Genomic DNA, 16,490 nt, shown 5'->3' with positions numbered 1-16,490 from the left:
TATAAAACCGAAGAAGTCGCTATAAAAGCAAAAAACTCGCTATAAAAGCAAAAAACTCGCTATAAAAAATATTGCAGAGAGTAATTTTAGGATGTAATACCATGAAAAGTGGGATGAAATCCACAAAACTAAGGCTATTTTCCTTTCACCTTGTGATGGACTGGTTCATTTTGCGAAATTTTACGTATAAGATAATATAATATAGAGGATGAAATGAATCAGGGAGATGAAGGAATGATTGTTTTAAAATCAGCACGAGAGATTGAAAATATGAAGGAAGCTGGAAAATTGCTTGCTTCTGTTCATAAAGAGTTGCGCAAACTGATCAAGCCTGGGGTGACGACCTGGGAAATTGACCAGTTTGTTGAGGATTACTTGACAAAGCATGGAGCCACACCTGAACAAAAAGGCTACCGGAATTATCAATATGCAACATGTGCAAGCATCAATGATGAGGTTTGCCACGGTTTTCCGCGGAAAGATGCCCTGAACGAGGGAGACATCGTGACGATCGACATGGTTGTCAACCTGAACGGTGCCCTTGCCGATTCGGCCTGGAGCTATGCTGTGGGGAATGTCAGCGAGCAGTCGCAAAAGCTGCTGGATGTGACAAAAGAAGCTTTATATCGCGGGATTGCTGCATCATTACCGGGGAATCGGGTTGGCGATATCGGCCATGCAATCCAGTCTTATGTGGAGGCTGAAGGATTTTCAGTTGTACGCGAATTCATCGGCCACGGAATCGGCTCGGTCATTCACGAAAAGCCGGATATCCCTCATTATGGCCTGCCAGGCAAAGGACCGAGGCTCAAGGAAGGCATGGTATTCACGATCGAACCGATGGTGAATGTCGGAGAATGGAAAACAAAGATGGATAACAACGGCTGGACAGCAAGAACGGTGGACGGCAAGATGTCTGCCCAGTATGAGCATACAATCGCAATCACGAAGGATGGGCCGGTGATTTTAACAGATCAGGATTAATACCTGTATCGGACTGAACAAGAGTTTTGTTGTTCATTTTACCAGATTTAGGATTATTACCTGTATCGGACTGAACAAGAGTTTTGTAGTTCATTTTCACCTGAACAGGATTAATACCTGCGTCGAACGGAACAAGAGCTTTGCCGTTCATTTTTACCAATACAAGATTAATTAGTGCATCGGGCTGAACCAGGGTTTGGCCCTTTCTTTTTACTTACTGTGAAAAAAATTTTCATCATCCATAAATATCGATGAAAATCTTTTGGTAAAATAAAGTCGTCAGGAAGGGGGCAATTAAATGGCCAGTGAACTGAAAGGTCAAAATGTGATTGTTAAAATAAAAGCCATCTACTCATCGCTTTCCTCTAAGGAGAAGGCGGTTGCAGATTATATTTTGAAGAACACGCAGGAAATCATCCATCTGTCGATCACCGAGTTCGCAGAGTATGCCTCTGTTGCCGAAGCGACAATTTTTCGTTTTTGCAAACGGCTTGGATTCAGAGGATATCAAGCTTTCAAAATCGCGCTGGCAAGTGAACTCGTGGAACCAATCAAGAATATCCATGAAGAAATAAAAGAAGAAGATGAGGTCGTAACCCTTGCGGAAAAGGTTTTCGCCGGACATATCGAAGCAATGAAAGAAACGCTGAATCTCCTGGATGCCAAAGTGCTTGAGAAGATTATTGATGTACTTGGACAAGCTTCAAGAATTGATTTTTACGGATCAGGCGGCTCATCAGCCATCGCGCTTGATGCCTATCATAAATTCCTGCGGACAGGCATCCATTGCAATGCCCATAGTGACGGCCATCAGCAGATCATTTCTGCTGCGCTGCTCGGCCCCGGGCAGGCGGCTGTCGGGATTTCGCATAGCGGCAGCAATAAAGATGTCATAGAAGCATTGAAAATAGCAAAAGCTAATGGGGCAGCGACCATCGCAATCACCGGGCATTACAAGTCGCCATTGTCGAAGGAAGCGGATTATGTTCTATACACCACATCACGCGAAACACTTTTCCGGTCAGAGGCACTGGCATCAAGACTCGTCCAGTTAAGCCTGATGGATGTGCTTCACGTGGCAGTATCGGTACGCAGGCAGGAACAGACATTAGGAAATCTGCAGAAAATCAGGGAAGCGATTTCGATAAAAAGATATTGACGGATGAAAATTATTTTCTTGAATAACATATACATATGAAAAATTATTTGATACTATCATATTATCATTGAGCTCTATTCGTTATCCGGAATCTACACGAAAAGAGCTACATAAAAAGGAGTGCATCGAAGTGAAACTAGGAATGGTTGGCCTTGGAAAAATGGGCTATAACTTGGTATTGAATCTGATGGAAAACGGCCATGAGGTTGTGGCGAATGATATAAATGAAGAGGCTATGCAAAAAATCAAATCAGAAGGCGCTGAGATTGCAGCGGACTATCAGGCAATGGCGGACATGCTGCCAAAGCCGCGCGTGATCTGGCTGATGATTCCTGCCGGCGATTTGATCGACCAGGTGATCGAGAAGTTCACACCGTATCTCGAAGAAGGCGACATCCTGATTGATGGCGGAAACTCCAACTATAAGGATACGTTAAGACGTGCAGAAAAACTTTCTGCTGCCGGCATCCAATTCATGGATGTAGGAACAAGCGGCGGAATGGAAGGCGCTCGCAATGGAGCGTGCACAATGATTGGCGGAGACGCAGAGGTTTTTGCCCATGTTGAGCCAATCTTCAAGGACATCTCAATTGAAAAAGGCTATCTTTACACAGGAAAAGTCGGAAGCGGCCACTTCCTGAAGATGGTTCACAATGGTATCGAATACGGAATGATGCAGGCAATCGCTGAAGGCTTCGAAATCCTTGAGAAAAGCCCATTCGATTACGACTACAAAGAAGTGTCACGCGTCTGGAACCACGGCTCAGTCATCCGCAGCTGGCTGATGGAACTGATGGAAAATGCCTTCTCCAAAGAGCCAAAGCTTGAAAGCATCAAAGGCGTCATGCATTCATCAGGCGAAGGGAAATGGACAGTCGAAACAGCATTGGATCTGCAAACAGCAGCACCAGTCATCGCACTGTCACTGATGATGCGCTACCGCTCATTGGAAGACGACACGTTCACAGGAAAAGTTGTCGCAGCATTAAGAAACGAATTCGGCGGACACGCTGTCGAAAAGAAATAAAAACGAGAAATCAGGTTCTCCTCTAGTAGAGGGGGACCTTTTTGTTTTGTATGGATTTATAAATGTTTTAAATGTGGATAACTACATGCAGTTTCTTAATCCAGCTCCAGCGCCTAGCCCCTCGAGTCGCTTCGGTCCGCCCAACGAAGTCAAAGAACGACTTCATCGGTCGGCTCTCCAGCGCTTGTCGGGGCTGACCAAGGCGCTTGCGCTTTTTGTTCTTGTTCATAAAATTATCCTTTTTTGCAAGATGGCTACATTGCTTTTTCCGTTATAGTGGTAGTGAATACGGTAAATGGGGGCGCGGAACGTGAAAACAAAGTGGTATTTCTTTTTCCTGACAACGGTTGCCGTTTCGGCTATAATTTATGCTTTTCTCGGGGTGAAGGGAGAAGATTCTGTTGAAATCGGCGTCCTGATGATTGGTGAAAACCGTTATGAGAAATTCACAGGCCTGGAAGCAGGGTTGAAGGACCTCGGTTACAGCGCGAAAAACATCCATTTTACCGTGAAAAATGCACAAGATGATGAAGAGTTGATTGACAGGCAGATTGTTCAGCTGCTTGAGGAGCAGCCGGACCTGATCGTGACGCTTGGCGGAATTGAATCTCTTCGTCTAAAGGAAAAAATGGATGAAGCCAGTATCGACATTCCGGTTGTTTTTGCAGGCCTGGCCGCGCCGAAGGAACTCGGACTGATCAAAGATTATAAATCCCCGGGTGGAAATTTTACCGGAATCAATAATTACCATGCCAGCATCTCGGGCAAGCGGCTGGAGATGCTTACCTCCCTTGTGCCGGCAGTTGACAGGGTGCATGTGATTTACGACAGCAAGATTGAAGTCAGCAAACTAAGCCTTGAAGAAACAAGGAATGCAGCAGGACAACTGGGTGTGAAAATCAAGCCGTGTGATGCTTCCAAGGATTGTCTTGATACTTTATGGAAATCAGTCGGGAGAAAAGAAGCGATCCTCGTTCTTCCGAGCTTCCGGATTGAATCGCTGACAGATGAAATCGTCAAGCTGACGTCCGAAAAAAAAATCCCGGCCATGGGCTTGTATGACTTTGAAGCAGAAAAAGGGCTGCTGGCTAGCTACGGTTCGAGCTTTTATTCCCAGGGATATCAGGCTTCCAGGTTCGTCAGCCTGATTCTGCAGGGCAACAAACCGGGCGATTTGCCGGTTGAGCTGCCAGACGGGATCCGGTTTGTCGTGAACCAGCAGACGAAGGACGCACTAGGAATCACCTATAACCAGGATTTGTTGCATATCGCTGACCTGATCCATCCGGAAGTACAGGGAGGGAGGAAGCGATGAAATTGTTGATGGATTTAATGCAATCCCAGACTATCCGCAATAAGGTGCTTGTATTCGGCGTGGTGATGTCGACGATTCCCTTGCTGCTTCTCAGCCTGTTTTATTACTCTTTCGTAAAAGCGGACCTCGAAACAAGGATCCTTGAAAAACAGCATCTGGTGCTTGAGAATCTTTCGCGGGAAATACAATACGAATTCAGCCAGACCTTCCAGCGGATCCATGTACTGGCTTCGCTCAATCTATTGGATAAAGAGCAAAGTGCTCTCTATGAACTTTTGCAGCAAAGCGAATCGATTGAAGAGGTCGTCATCGCTGATGATAAAGGCTATGTCGAAAAAAGGGTTTCCCGTTATGAACTCAACATCGCCGGCGATAGGGAGCGATGGTTCACGGATGATATGTGGTTCCAGCTGCAAACCCGCGACAAAGTATATGGCCAGGTGGAATTCAACCAGTATGGCCAGCCTGTCATGAAGCTAGCAATCCCTTTTTATGAAGACGATAGCAAGAAGGCAATCGGAGTCGTCGTCCAGCTCCAGAAGATCATTGGAAAAATCTCTTCAATGCGCCAGGACCACTCTTCCTATATTTATTTGCTGGACGACAAAGAACGGGTCATTGCCCATCAGGATTACAGCAAGCTATGGCAAAAGCAGGCTTCGGGAGCCAAGGATGAGATCGGCGTAACAGCAAAAATCGATGACCTGGATTGGGTGCTTGTGATGGAGCAGCCGAAAGCCACGGCGTTCGCCCCGATTAACCGGATGTTCCAGAGCGGCATCGGAGCGGTTGCCTTGATGATTTTAACCGTCAGCCTGATCAGCGTATGGGCAGGGCTTTATTTTACAAGGCCGATTGTTTCGATTGACCGGGAAATGAACAATTTGAAGCAGGGACGTAAAATCAGTCCTGTGAAAATGAGGCGGACCGATGAGCTCGGCAAACTGGCTGATTCCTTCAACGACATGAGCAAGGAGCTGCTCGAAAAATCAAGGTTGCTTGAGCAGGAGAAGGAAAGGCTTGATGTCGTGGTGAACGGGATTGGCGCCGGGCTTGCGCTTGTGACGAAAGAATACCGGATTACCTGGATGAATCCAATTTTAAAAGGGTGGCTGAAGGAGGACCGGCTGACGCTGCCTTGCTACGCGATGATTGGCGGAGAGAATGCACCGTGCCTGAACTGTCCGATTACCTGTCCCGACCTTGATAAAATCGCCGATGAGGTCATGAAGTTCAAGGATGGCCCAAATGGCGAGCGGATCTTCAGGCACAGGGTATTCCCGCTGAACCACGCAATTGAGGAAGAAGGAGAGTTCCTCGTCGTGCTCGAGGACATTACCGAACAAAAACAAATGGAAGAAACGATGATTCAGACCGATAAACTGAGCGCGCTCGGCATCATGGCGTCGAGTTTTGCGCATGAAGTCAACAACCCGCTGGCGACGATCAATGTGTATGCGGAGGATTTGATCGACAGAATCCAGGCGGGTGATGAGGACCTCGATGAAGAAGAGATGGAGCACTATCTTCGTAAAATCAAAGAGAATACCGAGCGCTGTAAAAAGATCACCGACAATCTGCTCAATTTTTCCCGGAAAAATGATTGGACAGAAGATCATATACGGGTCAGGGAAATCATTGAAAGCAGCCTCAGCCTTGTCGAACACCAGCTGAAAAAGCAGCGGATCCAGCTTGAACTGCGGGTCGCTGATGAGCTTCCGATGGTGAGTGGTGATGGGCTTAAGCTGATGCAGGTCATCGTCAATTTGATTAATAACGCGGTTGATGCGATGGAAACGGAAGGTAGCCTGGTCGTCTCCGCCTCGGCAAATGATGGTGGGCAGGTTTCGATCAAAGTGACGGACAGCGGCCACGGAATCCCGGCAGACGCCATGGATAAATTGTTCGATCCGTTCTTTACGACAAAGCCGATTGGCAAAGGAACGGGACTTGGATTATCCGTCTGCTACGGCATCATCCAGCAATTCGGCGGGACAATCTCGATTGACAGCAAACCGGAGGAAGAAACTACGGTTGAAATTCAGCTGCCGGCAGAACGATCGGTGTATGCCTGGCGCGGTGTGGAAAATTCGGCAGGAGAAACCGGACAAAGTTTTTCCGGCCAGCAGATTGCGGACAATGCAGATGACAACCGGAACTCAAGATTAGAAACTGTGGAGGTGGTCTACGATGTCAGCAACAAGATTGTTGGTCGTTGATGATGAACAGGATTTGCTGGAGCTATTGGTGAGGCGGCTAAAGCGGAAGGGGTTCGATGTCGACAGCGCGGGTACCGCAGAGGATGCCCTCGAGCTTGTGAAAAAGAACGAATACGACATCGGCGTTTATGATATCAGACTTCCTGGGATGGATGGCATCGAGCTTTTAAAAGAAACGAAGAAAGTGCAGCCTGATATCGAGGTGTTGATCCTGACCGGGCACGGAACGATCGATACCGCAATAGAAGCGATGAAAGTAGGCGCCTTCGATTACATCACCAAGCCTTATAATCTTTCAGAACTGGAATTGACGATCGGAAAGGCTGCCGAGAATAAAGCGCTCAAAGAGAAAAATGACTCGATGAAAAAAATCATCGCCCAGCATAATGAATTCAGGATCATCGGTGACAGTGCCAATTTTAAAGAAGTATTGGAAATGACTAGGCGGATTGCCGACAGCGATGTGCCTGTCCTGATTGAGGGTGAAAGCGGCACCGGGAAGGAGCTGTTCGCGAAGGCCCTCCATTATTGGAGCTGCCGCGCTGATGAGCCATTTGTGCCGGTGAACTCTGGAGCGCTGCCTGAACATCTGTTGGAAAGCGAATTGTTTGGGCACTCCCGCGGCGCATTCACCGGAGCGAGCCAGGATAAGAAAGGCCTGGTCGAAGCAGCGAAAGGCGGGACACTGTTTCTGGATGAGCTAGGTGAAATGCCATTGGCGCTTCAGGTAAAATTGCTGCGCTTCCTCGAAACCGGTGAATTCCGTCGCGTCGGCGATGTTCGAGAGCGCCATGTAACCGTTCGCGTAGTCGCAGCCACGAATCGCGACATGGAAAAAGAAGTCGCCGAGGGACGTTTCCGTGAGGATTTATATTACCGGTTGAATGTCGTCAAGCTGACGATTCCTCCGCTGCGTGAGCGAAAAGGCGATTTGCCTTCGCTGATTGATTACTTTATTGTGAGGACGAAAGACCCGTCGAAGCAGTTGTCGGAGGGAGCATTTGCTGCACTCGAGCAATACGATTTTCCGGGAAATGTCCGCGAACTCAGCCATCTGATCGAACGCGGCGTGCTTTTGTCAAAGGGCAGTCTGATCGAAGCCGACAATTTGCTTTTACCGAAACAGGTTGCCGTTGGTGCTGCACCCGTTGGTGGGACAACCAGGCTCTGCTCACTGGAAGAAGTCGAGAAAGTACACATCGAAAATGCCCTGAAACAGATGAATTGGAACAAAACAAAGGCAGCAGACGTGCTTGGCATCAGCGTGCGTAACCTTTATCGTAAAATTGATCAATATGGTTTGAAAGAGTAGTTTTTATGGGGGCGGCGAACTGGGAAAAAACGTGCGGAATTTCCAGTTCGCTATAAAAATGAAAAAGTCGCTATAAAAATTGAAAACTCGCTATAAAAATGAAAAAGTCGCTATAAAACATAGAAACTCGCTATAAAAACAAAAAACTCGCTATAAAAATTTTATAGAACAGAGAAAAGGGATTTAAAATGCGAAAAGAGAATTATTATAGAGGAAAAATAAAAGGGAGTGATGTGCTTGATTGAAAAATATCGGGATTTTCCAAGAGAAATTACTGTTTTGAAGGCGATTTTAAGGAGATTCACCTTGAATCCGCAGCTGCAATCAGAACTTGAGAGCAAATTGTCAAGAAAATTAGCAGGTTATAAAGGAGAAAGAGAACTAGATTACCATTTATCGCAATTTGACCACACAAGATTCTATATTTTACACGATTTAAGGATTCCCCATAATAAAACCCACTTCCAGATTGATTCCCTTTTGATATCAGACACCTTCATGCTTATCATTGACTCGAAAAATTATGCTGGCACTTTGGATTTCTATCCGGAATTTAACTATTTGCTTCAAACATTCAATGGAATTGAGAAAGTCTATCCTGATCCCATCCTCCAAACGAGAACTCAGGCGTCCCAATTGAAATCCTTCCTAATCAAACATCATTTTTCCCCACCTCCTATTGAATTCCTAGTTTCTATCAGCAACTCTCAGGCTATAATCAGGAATCCTGGGAACAATCAGGATGTAAGAATAAGGGTTTGTAAAACTCCTGCTGTCGCCTATAAGGTTCAGTCTTTTAGCGACAAATATCATAACGAGATTTTATCAGTAAAAGATATCAGAAAAATCACCAAGCTGTTATTGAAAAGCCATGAACCGTACATTCCTGACATTCCTTCAATGAACTTGCCAATGGATCAAGTGCAGACAGGAGTTCAGTGTCCGGAGTGCCAGCAGATCGGCATGAAAAAAATTTATGGCAGCTGGATTTGTGGGAAATGCGGTCATTTATCAAAGGATGCCCAAATAGATGCACTTAGAGATTTCTTCATCATTTTTGGTCCTGCAATTACGAGCAGACAATTCACCGATTTCCTCCACATTTCATCCATCCACCAGTCAAAAAGGCTGCTTTCGGCGCTGGACCTTGATAGCACTGGATGCAAAAAAGGAAGAATCTACACCCCGGGCAAGAACTTCCCTCTATGGGATTAATCAAACTCAAACTCACGAAAATGTATGCCATTTCCTCATCACCATGCAAAAATTGCACTGCCATCCCATATATCACATGCCAGAATGGGAATTGCCACGCTAAAATGTTCCATGTCATTCCCGCAAACCATGCCAAAATGTCACATGCCAAAATTGCACCACCATGTCAAAATGTCACATAAAGAGCGGCCAAGATCGAACCTAAAATTCGATGTCGGTCGCTTTTTCGCGTTCACAAAAGTGTCACGAATCCACGAGCCTTACTCCCACATGGTTTCCATCTGCCACCCTACCTAAAATCACCCGATGCCATAAAAGTTGGCACGCAGCTTGCATTATAAATAAGCAAGAAAAATAAAAAAGGAAGTGGCAACATGCTATCCAATATTGGTGTACCTGGTTTGATTTTAATCCTTACTCTGGCGTTGATCATCTTCGGTCCGAAGAAGCTGCCTGAAATCGGCAGGGCGTTCGGCCAGACGCTGAAGGAATTCAAGAAGTCGACGCGTGAGCTGACTAGTGATATCACTGACGACATTGCGGATGACATCAAGGAAATCAAGAAAGAAATCTAAACGCATAAAAAGAGGTGACGTAAAATGGGTCTTTTTTCAAATGAGAAAAAGGTGGATTACGATAAAATCGTCGACAAAATGCTGCCGGATGCAAAGAAGGAAATGGATGAATCACAGTATGATACTGAGCTTGGCCTGAACATGGCGCGCGATGCCAGAAAGGTCATCAGCGGCAAACTGAAGATCGAAGACTTCCATAAAGTTTATTCTTTATCACTGACAAGGGAATTCGGCAATTACTATGCTTCAGGTGATGGCCCTGATATCAGGAAGGGTGACGGTCCGAAATGGGCAATGGTCATCGACCTGAAAAAATGTGTTGGCTGTGATACTTGTACGGTCAGCTGCAAGGCTGAGAACAGGACGCCGCCGGGCATCTCCTATAATGTCGTCATGGAATCACTTGAAGGTGAGTTCCCAAACATCAAGGCTGTCAACCTGCCTAGACCATGCATGCAGTGTGATAAACCGGCATGTGCCCAGGTTTGTCCGACAAGGGCGACTTATAAAATGGAAAACGGAATTGTCGCGATCGACAATGACCGCTGCATCGGCTGCCGTTATTGCATCGTTGCCTGTCCGTACGGTGCGAGATCCTTCGACTTTGGAGAAAGCTACGAACAGGAAATGCAGGGATATAACGATGTGACCAGCCCTGAATACGGCGTCGAGCGCAACAATCGTGAAAAAGGCAAGACCCCGATTGGTACTGTCCGTAAATGCAGCTTCTGCTTCCACCGTCTGCAAAGAGGCGAAGAGCCGGCATGTGTGGAAACGTGCATTGGCGATGCCCGTTTCTTCGGTGACATCAGCGATCCGAACAGTGTGGTATCGAAGCTTGCTGCAAGTCCAAGAGCCTTCCGCCTGAAGGAAGAGCTTGGAACACATCCGAATGTCATTTATTTAAGATAGGAGGGACTGGCGATGGCCAATCTTGCTGTTGATTTAAAAGAGAAAAGCACATCAAAAACGAAAATCGATGTCACTGTGTCGAAAGCTTTTAAAATATGGATTTCAGCCCTGACTGTAGCCTTTTTGATCGGCGGGTATTTCATCGTAGAGCGCTTCTTCACCGGGCTTGCTGCTACGAATCTATCAAGCATCACTCCCTGGGGAGCATGGATCGCTTTTTACATTTTCTTCGTCGGCCTCAGTGCGGGTTCGTTCCTGCTGTCGACTCTGATCTACGTTTTCGGGATGGAAGAATACGAGAGAGTCGGGAAGGCGGCACTTTTCACCGCGATTGTCTGTATGATCGTCGCGCTGACCTTCGTGCTGATGGACCTTGGCCGTCCGGAGCGGATGCTCAATGCGATCATCTACTGGAATGTCACTTCACCGCTCGCCTGGGAAGTCCATTTTTATCTCGTGTATATTGGGCTCCTGGCTGTTGAACTTTACATCGCGATGAGGGAAGACCTTGTCCGCGCAGCAAGAACGAACTCATTGAAGGGTTTTATCGCAAGGTTCATCACCTTCAAAAATGCGACCATCAATGCTGCTACGAAAAAGCGTGACCATATGTGGATGAAAATCCTTGGAACGATCGGGATTCCGCTTGCGATTCTCGGGGTCCACGGCGGAACAGGAACCATCTTCGCTGTTGTAAAAGCAAGACCGGCATGGCATACCGCTTTATTCCCGATCATCTTCGTCGTATCAGCAATGGTATCGGGAACGGCCCTTCTTTTAGCGATGTATGTCATCAAGAAAAAAGTGCAGAAGCAGCCGGTTGACCAGGGAATGGTCGTTTCTCTTGCAAAATTGATGGTCGGGTTCCTGATCATCGACCTTGGTCTTCAATTCTATGAATATCTGATCGGCTGGTACGGTCTTGAGACAGAGCACCTGGATACGCTGGCAACGATGATGGCAAGTGAAAAAGCCTGGTCGTTCTGGTTCGTGCAAATGTTCCTTGGAGCTGTGATTCCGATCACGATCGTTTTCTGGAAAAAAACAAGCCAGAATGTCAATGCGCTGCTTGGTGCTGCAGTCCTGATCGTCATCGGGATCATCGGCGTCCGCTTCAACATCGTTGTTCCGCCATTGGTGGTGCCTGTATTCCATGAGCTCCCATGGGGCAATTACGCGCCAACAATCAAGGAATGGATGGTCAGCGTCGGCGTCGTCGCAATGGGACTGTTAATTTATTCATTCGGCGAGCTGCTGCTGCCAATCGAAGAAACTTCTGACGAGGTGAGCCATAATGGAAAATAAACCAATGAAACGGCGTGGATTTTTAAAAGCGCTCGGTACGCTGAGTGCGGTCGCTTTTGTCGGTCCTGCATTCGTCGGGCCAATCAAGCAGGTCATGGGTGGCGTCTGGACAGATGAACCGCACGGAACCGGTACGGATTATCAGGATTATACAGCTGAAAATGTCATTTTCACATCATGCCAGCAATGCAATTCGACCTGTACAATCAAGACTTACATCACAGCGGGGGCAGCTGGCGGAGCCTACTCTTCAATCGTCCGCAAGATCGCCGGCAACCAGTACAGTCCGATCAATATGGTGCAGATCGGCCATATCAACTATGACACACCGGTATCACAGGCGGTAAAAGGAACCGGGAATGTTGCCAAGATGGGACGGGGCCTCCGGGGCGGACGTACCTGTCTGAAAGGGCAAGCAGGCATCCAGACCAACTATGATGCTTTCAGGATTCAGAAGCCGCTCAAGCGTGTCGGTGAGCGTGGCAGCGGTGTCTGGAAAACAGTCAGCTGGGAACAGGCATACAAGGAAATCCTCGAGGGCAGCAAGGACCTGCGCACACCAGGTTTGAAGGAATTGTGGAAATACGTGCCGGAAGCTGCCGTCATGGCTGACTGGGATAAGTTAAAAGCAGGCGAAATGACGAAGGCTGAATTCGATAAAAAATACAAGGAAGTCCTGATTGATACGAACCATCCTGACCTTGGTCCAAAGGCGAACCAGATTGCGGTCATGGCAGGCCACAGGCGCGAGTTCATCGAGCGCCTGGCCGTCAACAGCCTTGGTACGGCAAATTTTTATGACCATGGCGGCTATTGTGGGATTACCAGTGTAATGGGAAATGTCCGCTCACATGACGCCGAAAAACCGAAAAAACGGATGATCCCTGATTACGACAACGCCGAAATGGTCATCATCTGGGGAACAAACCCGATGGTCGCAAACCGCGGGCCGACTACTTTCGCTCCGCAGATTACCAATGCAATCGATCGCGGAATGAAGATGGTCGTCATCGACCCGCGCTTCAGCAAGACAGCAGAGAAAGCACATGTCTGGGTACCGGTAAAACCGGGCGGGGACGGAGCGCTAGCCATGGCGATGTGCCGCTGGATCATTGAAAATAACCGTTACGATGATATTTACTTGCGCAATCCGAATCAGGAAGCAGCGAATGAGGATGGCGAAACAACATGGAGTGATGCATCCTTCCTTGTCAATGTCGGGGACAAGAAGCGTCCGTTCATCCGTGCCGAGGAGCTTGGCATCGGCGGCGAGGAGTTTGTTGTCATTGAAAACGGCAAGCCTGTGCTGCATACGAAAGCCCGAAATGGCGACCTGGATATCGATACAACCATCAACGGCATCAAGGTGAAATCTGTCTTCAGGATTTTTAAAGAGAGAGTCATGGAAAAAACAATCGAAGAATACGCCAACCAGGCAGATGTGCCAGTCGACCAGATTGTCCAGATTGCCAGGGACTTCACATCACACGGCAAAAAGGTCGGCATCCATGCCTACCGCGGACCAGCGATGCATACGAATGGCTACTACAGCGTGCGGGCCATCAATATGCTGAACCACCTTGTCGGCAACCATGACTGGAAGGGCGGCGACACCGTCCTTGGCGCCAAATATAAAGCAACCGAAGGCAGCTACGATCTTGTATCGGTGCCAAATGCCAACCCAGGCTGGGGCATCCCGGTCACAAGACATAAGGTTCCATATGAAAAAACAACTCTATTTGAAAAAGATGGCTATCCTGCAAAGAGGCCATGGTATCCGTTTGGCAATAAACTGATCCACGATGTCCTTCCAAGTTCTGCGGAAGGCTATCCATACAAAATCCGGGCATTGCTGATCAACAGGACTTCCCCGGTAATGGCTGCGCCAAGATCGGAAATGCAGGCCAAATTCATCCGGGACCCTAAAGTGGTAGAGCTGGTCGTCGCTTCTGACGTCACAATCGGCGAGACTTCCAAATATGCGGACTTCATATTGCCTGATCTCGCTTATCTTGAAAGCTGGAATTCAGAGGACATCTTCCCGATCCTGAAGCATAAATTCGCAGGTGTCATCCAGCCGGTGACGAGAGTGGTTCCTGACGCACGTCCAACGGAACAGGTCTATATCGATCTCTTAAAAGGAATGGGTCTTCCAGGTGTTGGGGACAATGCTCTTGCTGATGGATCGGCGATACACACTCCTGAAGACTATTACTTAAAACGAATTGCGAATATTGCCTTTGACGGTGAGAAACCGGTCAAGGACGCGAATGCAGAAGAACTGGTAATTTTTGAAAAAGCAAGGCAGAAGGCGCTCGGCAAGTATTTCGACATCCAGAAACTCAAAAGTGCCGTCAAACCGGAAGAATGGAAAAAGGTCGTTTACGTATTGAACCGCGGCGGGCGCTTTGAGGCAGCAGGCGATGAATATATCGGCAACAAACTCAAGTATCAGTGGGCAAAACAGGTTTATTTTTACGATGAAAAGGCAGCAGGCTTCAAGAGTGCCTACACAGGCAAGTTCTTTGAAGGCGTGCCGGTAGCAGAGGAAATCAAGACATACGACGGTGAAGTCTATAAGCCGAACAAGCCGCTCCAGTTCATCAACTGGAAATCTAGGAATATGGCAACGCATCGTACGGAAGGCAATGCATGGCTGCGTGAAGTGAAGCCAGAAAACTATCTGTGGATCAATCCGATCGACGCGAAGAAAAAAGGCATCAAGACAGATGATGAAATCTACATTTCGTCCAATAACTCAAAAGTCAAAGGCCGTGCGCTTGTGACGCCGGGAATCAAGCCGGGTGTCGTCGGAGCGAACTTCAGCTTCGGCCATGATGCATACGGATCTAAGGCAGTGAAAGTAGACGGCAAAACAATCGAGCCGGCTGGCAGCTATGGCCACACTGGATATCAATTCAATAAACCGCTCCATGAAGAATCCGGATATGCAAAGCCTCGCGGACAGGGATTCTCCGTCAACGCTTTGTCTGACCGTGATGGCAGCTATTTCGAAGGGTATCTCGCAGACTTGCTGATCGGAGGTCCGGCACAACAGGACGTATTCGTGGACGTGGAGAAAGCGTAACAACATCGGAGGCAGCTTCGAAATTTCTTGAAAAACGAAGGTGGAGACAATAATGGAAGAACGATATGGAAAGCTGGCGATTGCGAATATCATGACAAGCATCTGGCTGGGTGACTGGGATACCTATGAAGCATTCATGAACGAAATCCCTGAAGGAATGCGGAGGGAGCTCTCATTTCATTCCTTTTACAATCGGGAAGAAGTGCAGCTCTGGTATGACAATCACTTTTTCATACCGGGAGCTCACTTTGTCTCCCCTTACTTTTCATCCTATACGAAGAAAAATGAAGATGAAGAAGCCCGCAGGCATGAGCTGCTGTGCTTGATCGGCCTTTATGAGAAAACAGCTTTTTACTTCCCGCTCGAGCAGGATCGGCTGCCGGATCACTTTGGCAGCATGACCGCCTTCATGAATTCGATTTTACAGGGAGAAATCAAGGCAGAGAAAGAAGGCGACATGGATAACCTGCAGCAGCTTGAAGAAATAGAAGCAGAGATGCTGGCACGATTCATCAAGCCGGTTCTGAAGCCATTGCTCGACAATGCTGATACGAAAATTACCCTTCCATTCTTCAAGGAGTTTCTCAGCTTTTATGCTGGAGTGATGAGCGAAGACTGGATGGAGGCAGCATAAAATGAAGAAACGGTCCTCCGTAAGGGAGACCGTTTCCTTTTATTAAGGCTCTTTTCTCAAACTTTGTTGTTTTTGGCTACAAAATTGGATTGAAAGATATAATTCTTCATAAAATTAAAGCCAATTTAGAGACAAGAGCCTGCACACTTAATTCCGAACTACAAAATGGCTTATTATCACGTTAAAATCGGCTTTAGGATTTTAACAACAATCTTTACGAAAACAACCTTTATTAAAGATTACTTATTCTGTTTGAAGATATCGATGAAAGCCTGATAAAACTCTACACCCTGATAAAACATAAAGCTGAACGCTGTCAGGGAAAAGAACCCAATCATTAAGAATCGAAACCACATATCCATTCCTCCTTGATTTTTAATTTTGATCATCAAGGAGACTTAATCACATAATTCGATTGGAAAAAGACTGCCGTCAAGAATGAAAATAAACTTTCAAACCTTATGACCCTGTGGATTTTCAGTGTGAAGGCTACTGTTGATAAAAGAAGGACAAATGCATATTGAATGAAGGGGATTTTTTTATCATCCAAATCAGGACCTGGCAGTTCTTCATGGATTTGTTCCATTGGAAGAATGACTTTTGATTTGGCGCCAACAGCTAAGGTTTTTTCAGCAGGAAGGGTTCCGTGGGCAAGTAAGATCAGGATGAACAGGCTGAGCGCGGACATAGTCAGCTTTTTCACGGTTCCTCACTCCCCTTCGAAAATTAATAACACTATCGTATA

13 protein-coding genes are annotated in these 16,490 nt (G+C 47.0%); 12 read left to right on the top strand and 1 reads right to left on the bottom strand.

Translation table 11 applies throughout. From position 1 onward, the window contains the following. Window positions 1-234: 234 nt before the first annotated feature. The 12 genes from map (at window position 235) to ACNAZ4_RS10250 (ending at window position 15,745) form a co-directional block, all read left to right on the top strand. Window positions 235-984: a type I methionyl aminopeptidase gene (map, locus tag ACNAZ4_RS10305; protein WP_415814266.1), complete on the top strand. Its 750-nt coding sequence runs from the start codon at window positions 235-237 to the stop codon at window positions 982-984. A 298-nt stretch (window positions 985-1,282) separates the two neighbouring features. Then, window positions 1,283-2,143 carry a MurR/RpiR family transcriptional regulator gene (locus ACNAZ4_RS10300; RefSeq protein ID WP_415814265.1) on the top strand — a complete coding sequence of 287 codons (861 nt, stop codon included), beginning with the start codon at window positions 1,283-1,285 and terminating at the stop codon, window positions 2,141-2,143. Between the two features lie 130 nt (window positions 2,144-2,273). After that, window positions 2,274-3,170: a phosphogluconate dehydrogenase (NAD(+)-dependent, decarboxylating) gene (gnd, locus tag ACNAZ4_RS10295; RefSeq protein ID WP_415814264.1), complete on the top strand. Its 897-nt coding sequence runs from the start codon at window positions 2,274-2,276 to the stop codon at window positions 3,168-3,170. Between the two features lie 310 nt (window positions 3,171-3,480). Then, the gene (locus ACNAZ4_RS10290) at window positions 3,481-4,485 is read left to right on the top strand and encodes an ABC transporter substrate-binding protein (protein ID WP_415814263.1); all 1,005 of its coding nucleotides are present in this window, start codon (window positions 3,481-3,483) and stop codon (window positions 4,483-4,485) included. After that, a complete protein-coding gene (locus ACNAZ4_RS10285; protein ID WP_415814262.1) occupies window positions 4,482-6,704 on the top strand; it encodes an ATP-binding protein in 2,223 nt (740 codons plus the stop codon). The genes ACNAZ4_RS10290 and ACNAZ4_RS10285 overlap by 4 nt, the downstream gene beginning before the upstream one ends. Beyond that, window positions 6,676-8,016: a sigma-54-dependent transcriptional regulator gene (locus ACNAZ4_RS10280; RefSeq protein ID WP_415814260.1), complete on the top strand. Its 1,341-nt coding sequence runs from the start codon at window positions 6,676-6,678 to the stop codon at window positions 8,014-8,016. The genes ACNAZ4_RS10285 and ACNAZ4_RS10280 overlap by 29 nt, the downstream gene beginning before the upstream one ends. 237 nt (window positions 8,017-8,253) lie before the next feature. Next, window positions 8,254-9,231: an NERD domain-containing protein gene (locus ACNAZ4_RS10275; RefSeq protein WP_415814259.1), complete on the top strand. Its 978-nt coding sequence runs from the start codon at window positions 8,254-8,256 to the stop codon at window positions 9,229-9,231. A 374-nt stretch (window positions 9,232-9,605) separates the two neighbouring features. Beyond that, window positions 9,606-9,806, top strand: a complete 201-nt coding sequence (gene tatA / locus ACNAZ4_RS10270) for a twin-arginine translocase TatA/TatE family subunit (RefSeq protein ID WP_125480352.1) — start codon at window positions 9,606-9,608, stop codon at window positions 9,804-9,806. Window positions 9,807-9,830: 24 nt separating this feature from the next. Further along, window positions 9,831-10,718, top strand: a complete 888-nt coding sequence (locus ACNAZ4_RS10265) for a 4Fe-4S dicluster domain-containing protein (protein WP_415814258.1) — start codon at window positions 9,831-9,833, stop codon at window positions 10,716-10,718. Between the two features lie 12 nt (window positions 10,719-10,730). Next, window positions 10,731-12,023, top strand: coding sequence for an NrfD/PsrC family molybdoenzyme membrane anchor subunit (nrfD, locus tag ACNAZ4_RS10260; protein ID WP_415814256.1), 1,293 nt, complete (start codon window positions 10,731-10,733; stop codon window positions 12,021-12,023). Next, window positions 12,013-15,111: a molybdopterin-dependent oxidoreductase gene (locus ACNAZ4_RS10255; RefSeq protein ID WP_415814255.1), complete on the top strand. Its 3,099-nt coding sequence runs from the start codon at window positions 12,013-12,015 to the stop codon at window positions 15,109-15,111. The genes nrfD and ACNAZ4_RS10255 overlap by 11 nt, the downstream gene beginning before the upstream one ends. Before the next feature lie 52 nt (window positions 15,112-15,163). Then, window positions 15,164-15,745, top strand: a complete 582-nt coding sequence (locus tag ACNAZ4_RS10250) for a molecular chaperone TorD family protein (protein ID WP_415814254.1) — start codon at window positions 15,164-15,166, stop codon at window positions 15,743-15,745. Window positions 15,746-16,133: 388 nt separating this feature from the next. Here the strand turns inward: ACNAZ4_RS10250 and ACNAZ4_RS10245 are convergent, their stop codons facing one another. After that, a complete protein-coding gene (locus ACNAZ4_RS10245) occupies window positions 16,134-16,448 on the bottom strand; it encodes a hypothetical protein (RefSeq protein WP_415814253.1) in 315 nt (104 codons plus the stop codon). Between the last annotated feature and the right edge of the window lie 42 nt (window positions 16,449-16,490).

The sequence above is a fragment of the Mesobacillus thioparans genome, assembly GCF_965138835.1.
Classification (GTDB): domain Bacteria; phylum Bacillota; class Bacilli; order Bacillales; family Cytobacillaceae; genus Mesobacillus; species Mesobacillus thioparans.
This window is presented reverse-complemented; position numbering and strand designations above follow the sequence as displayed.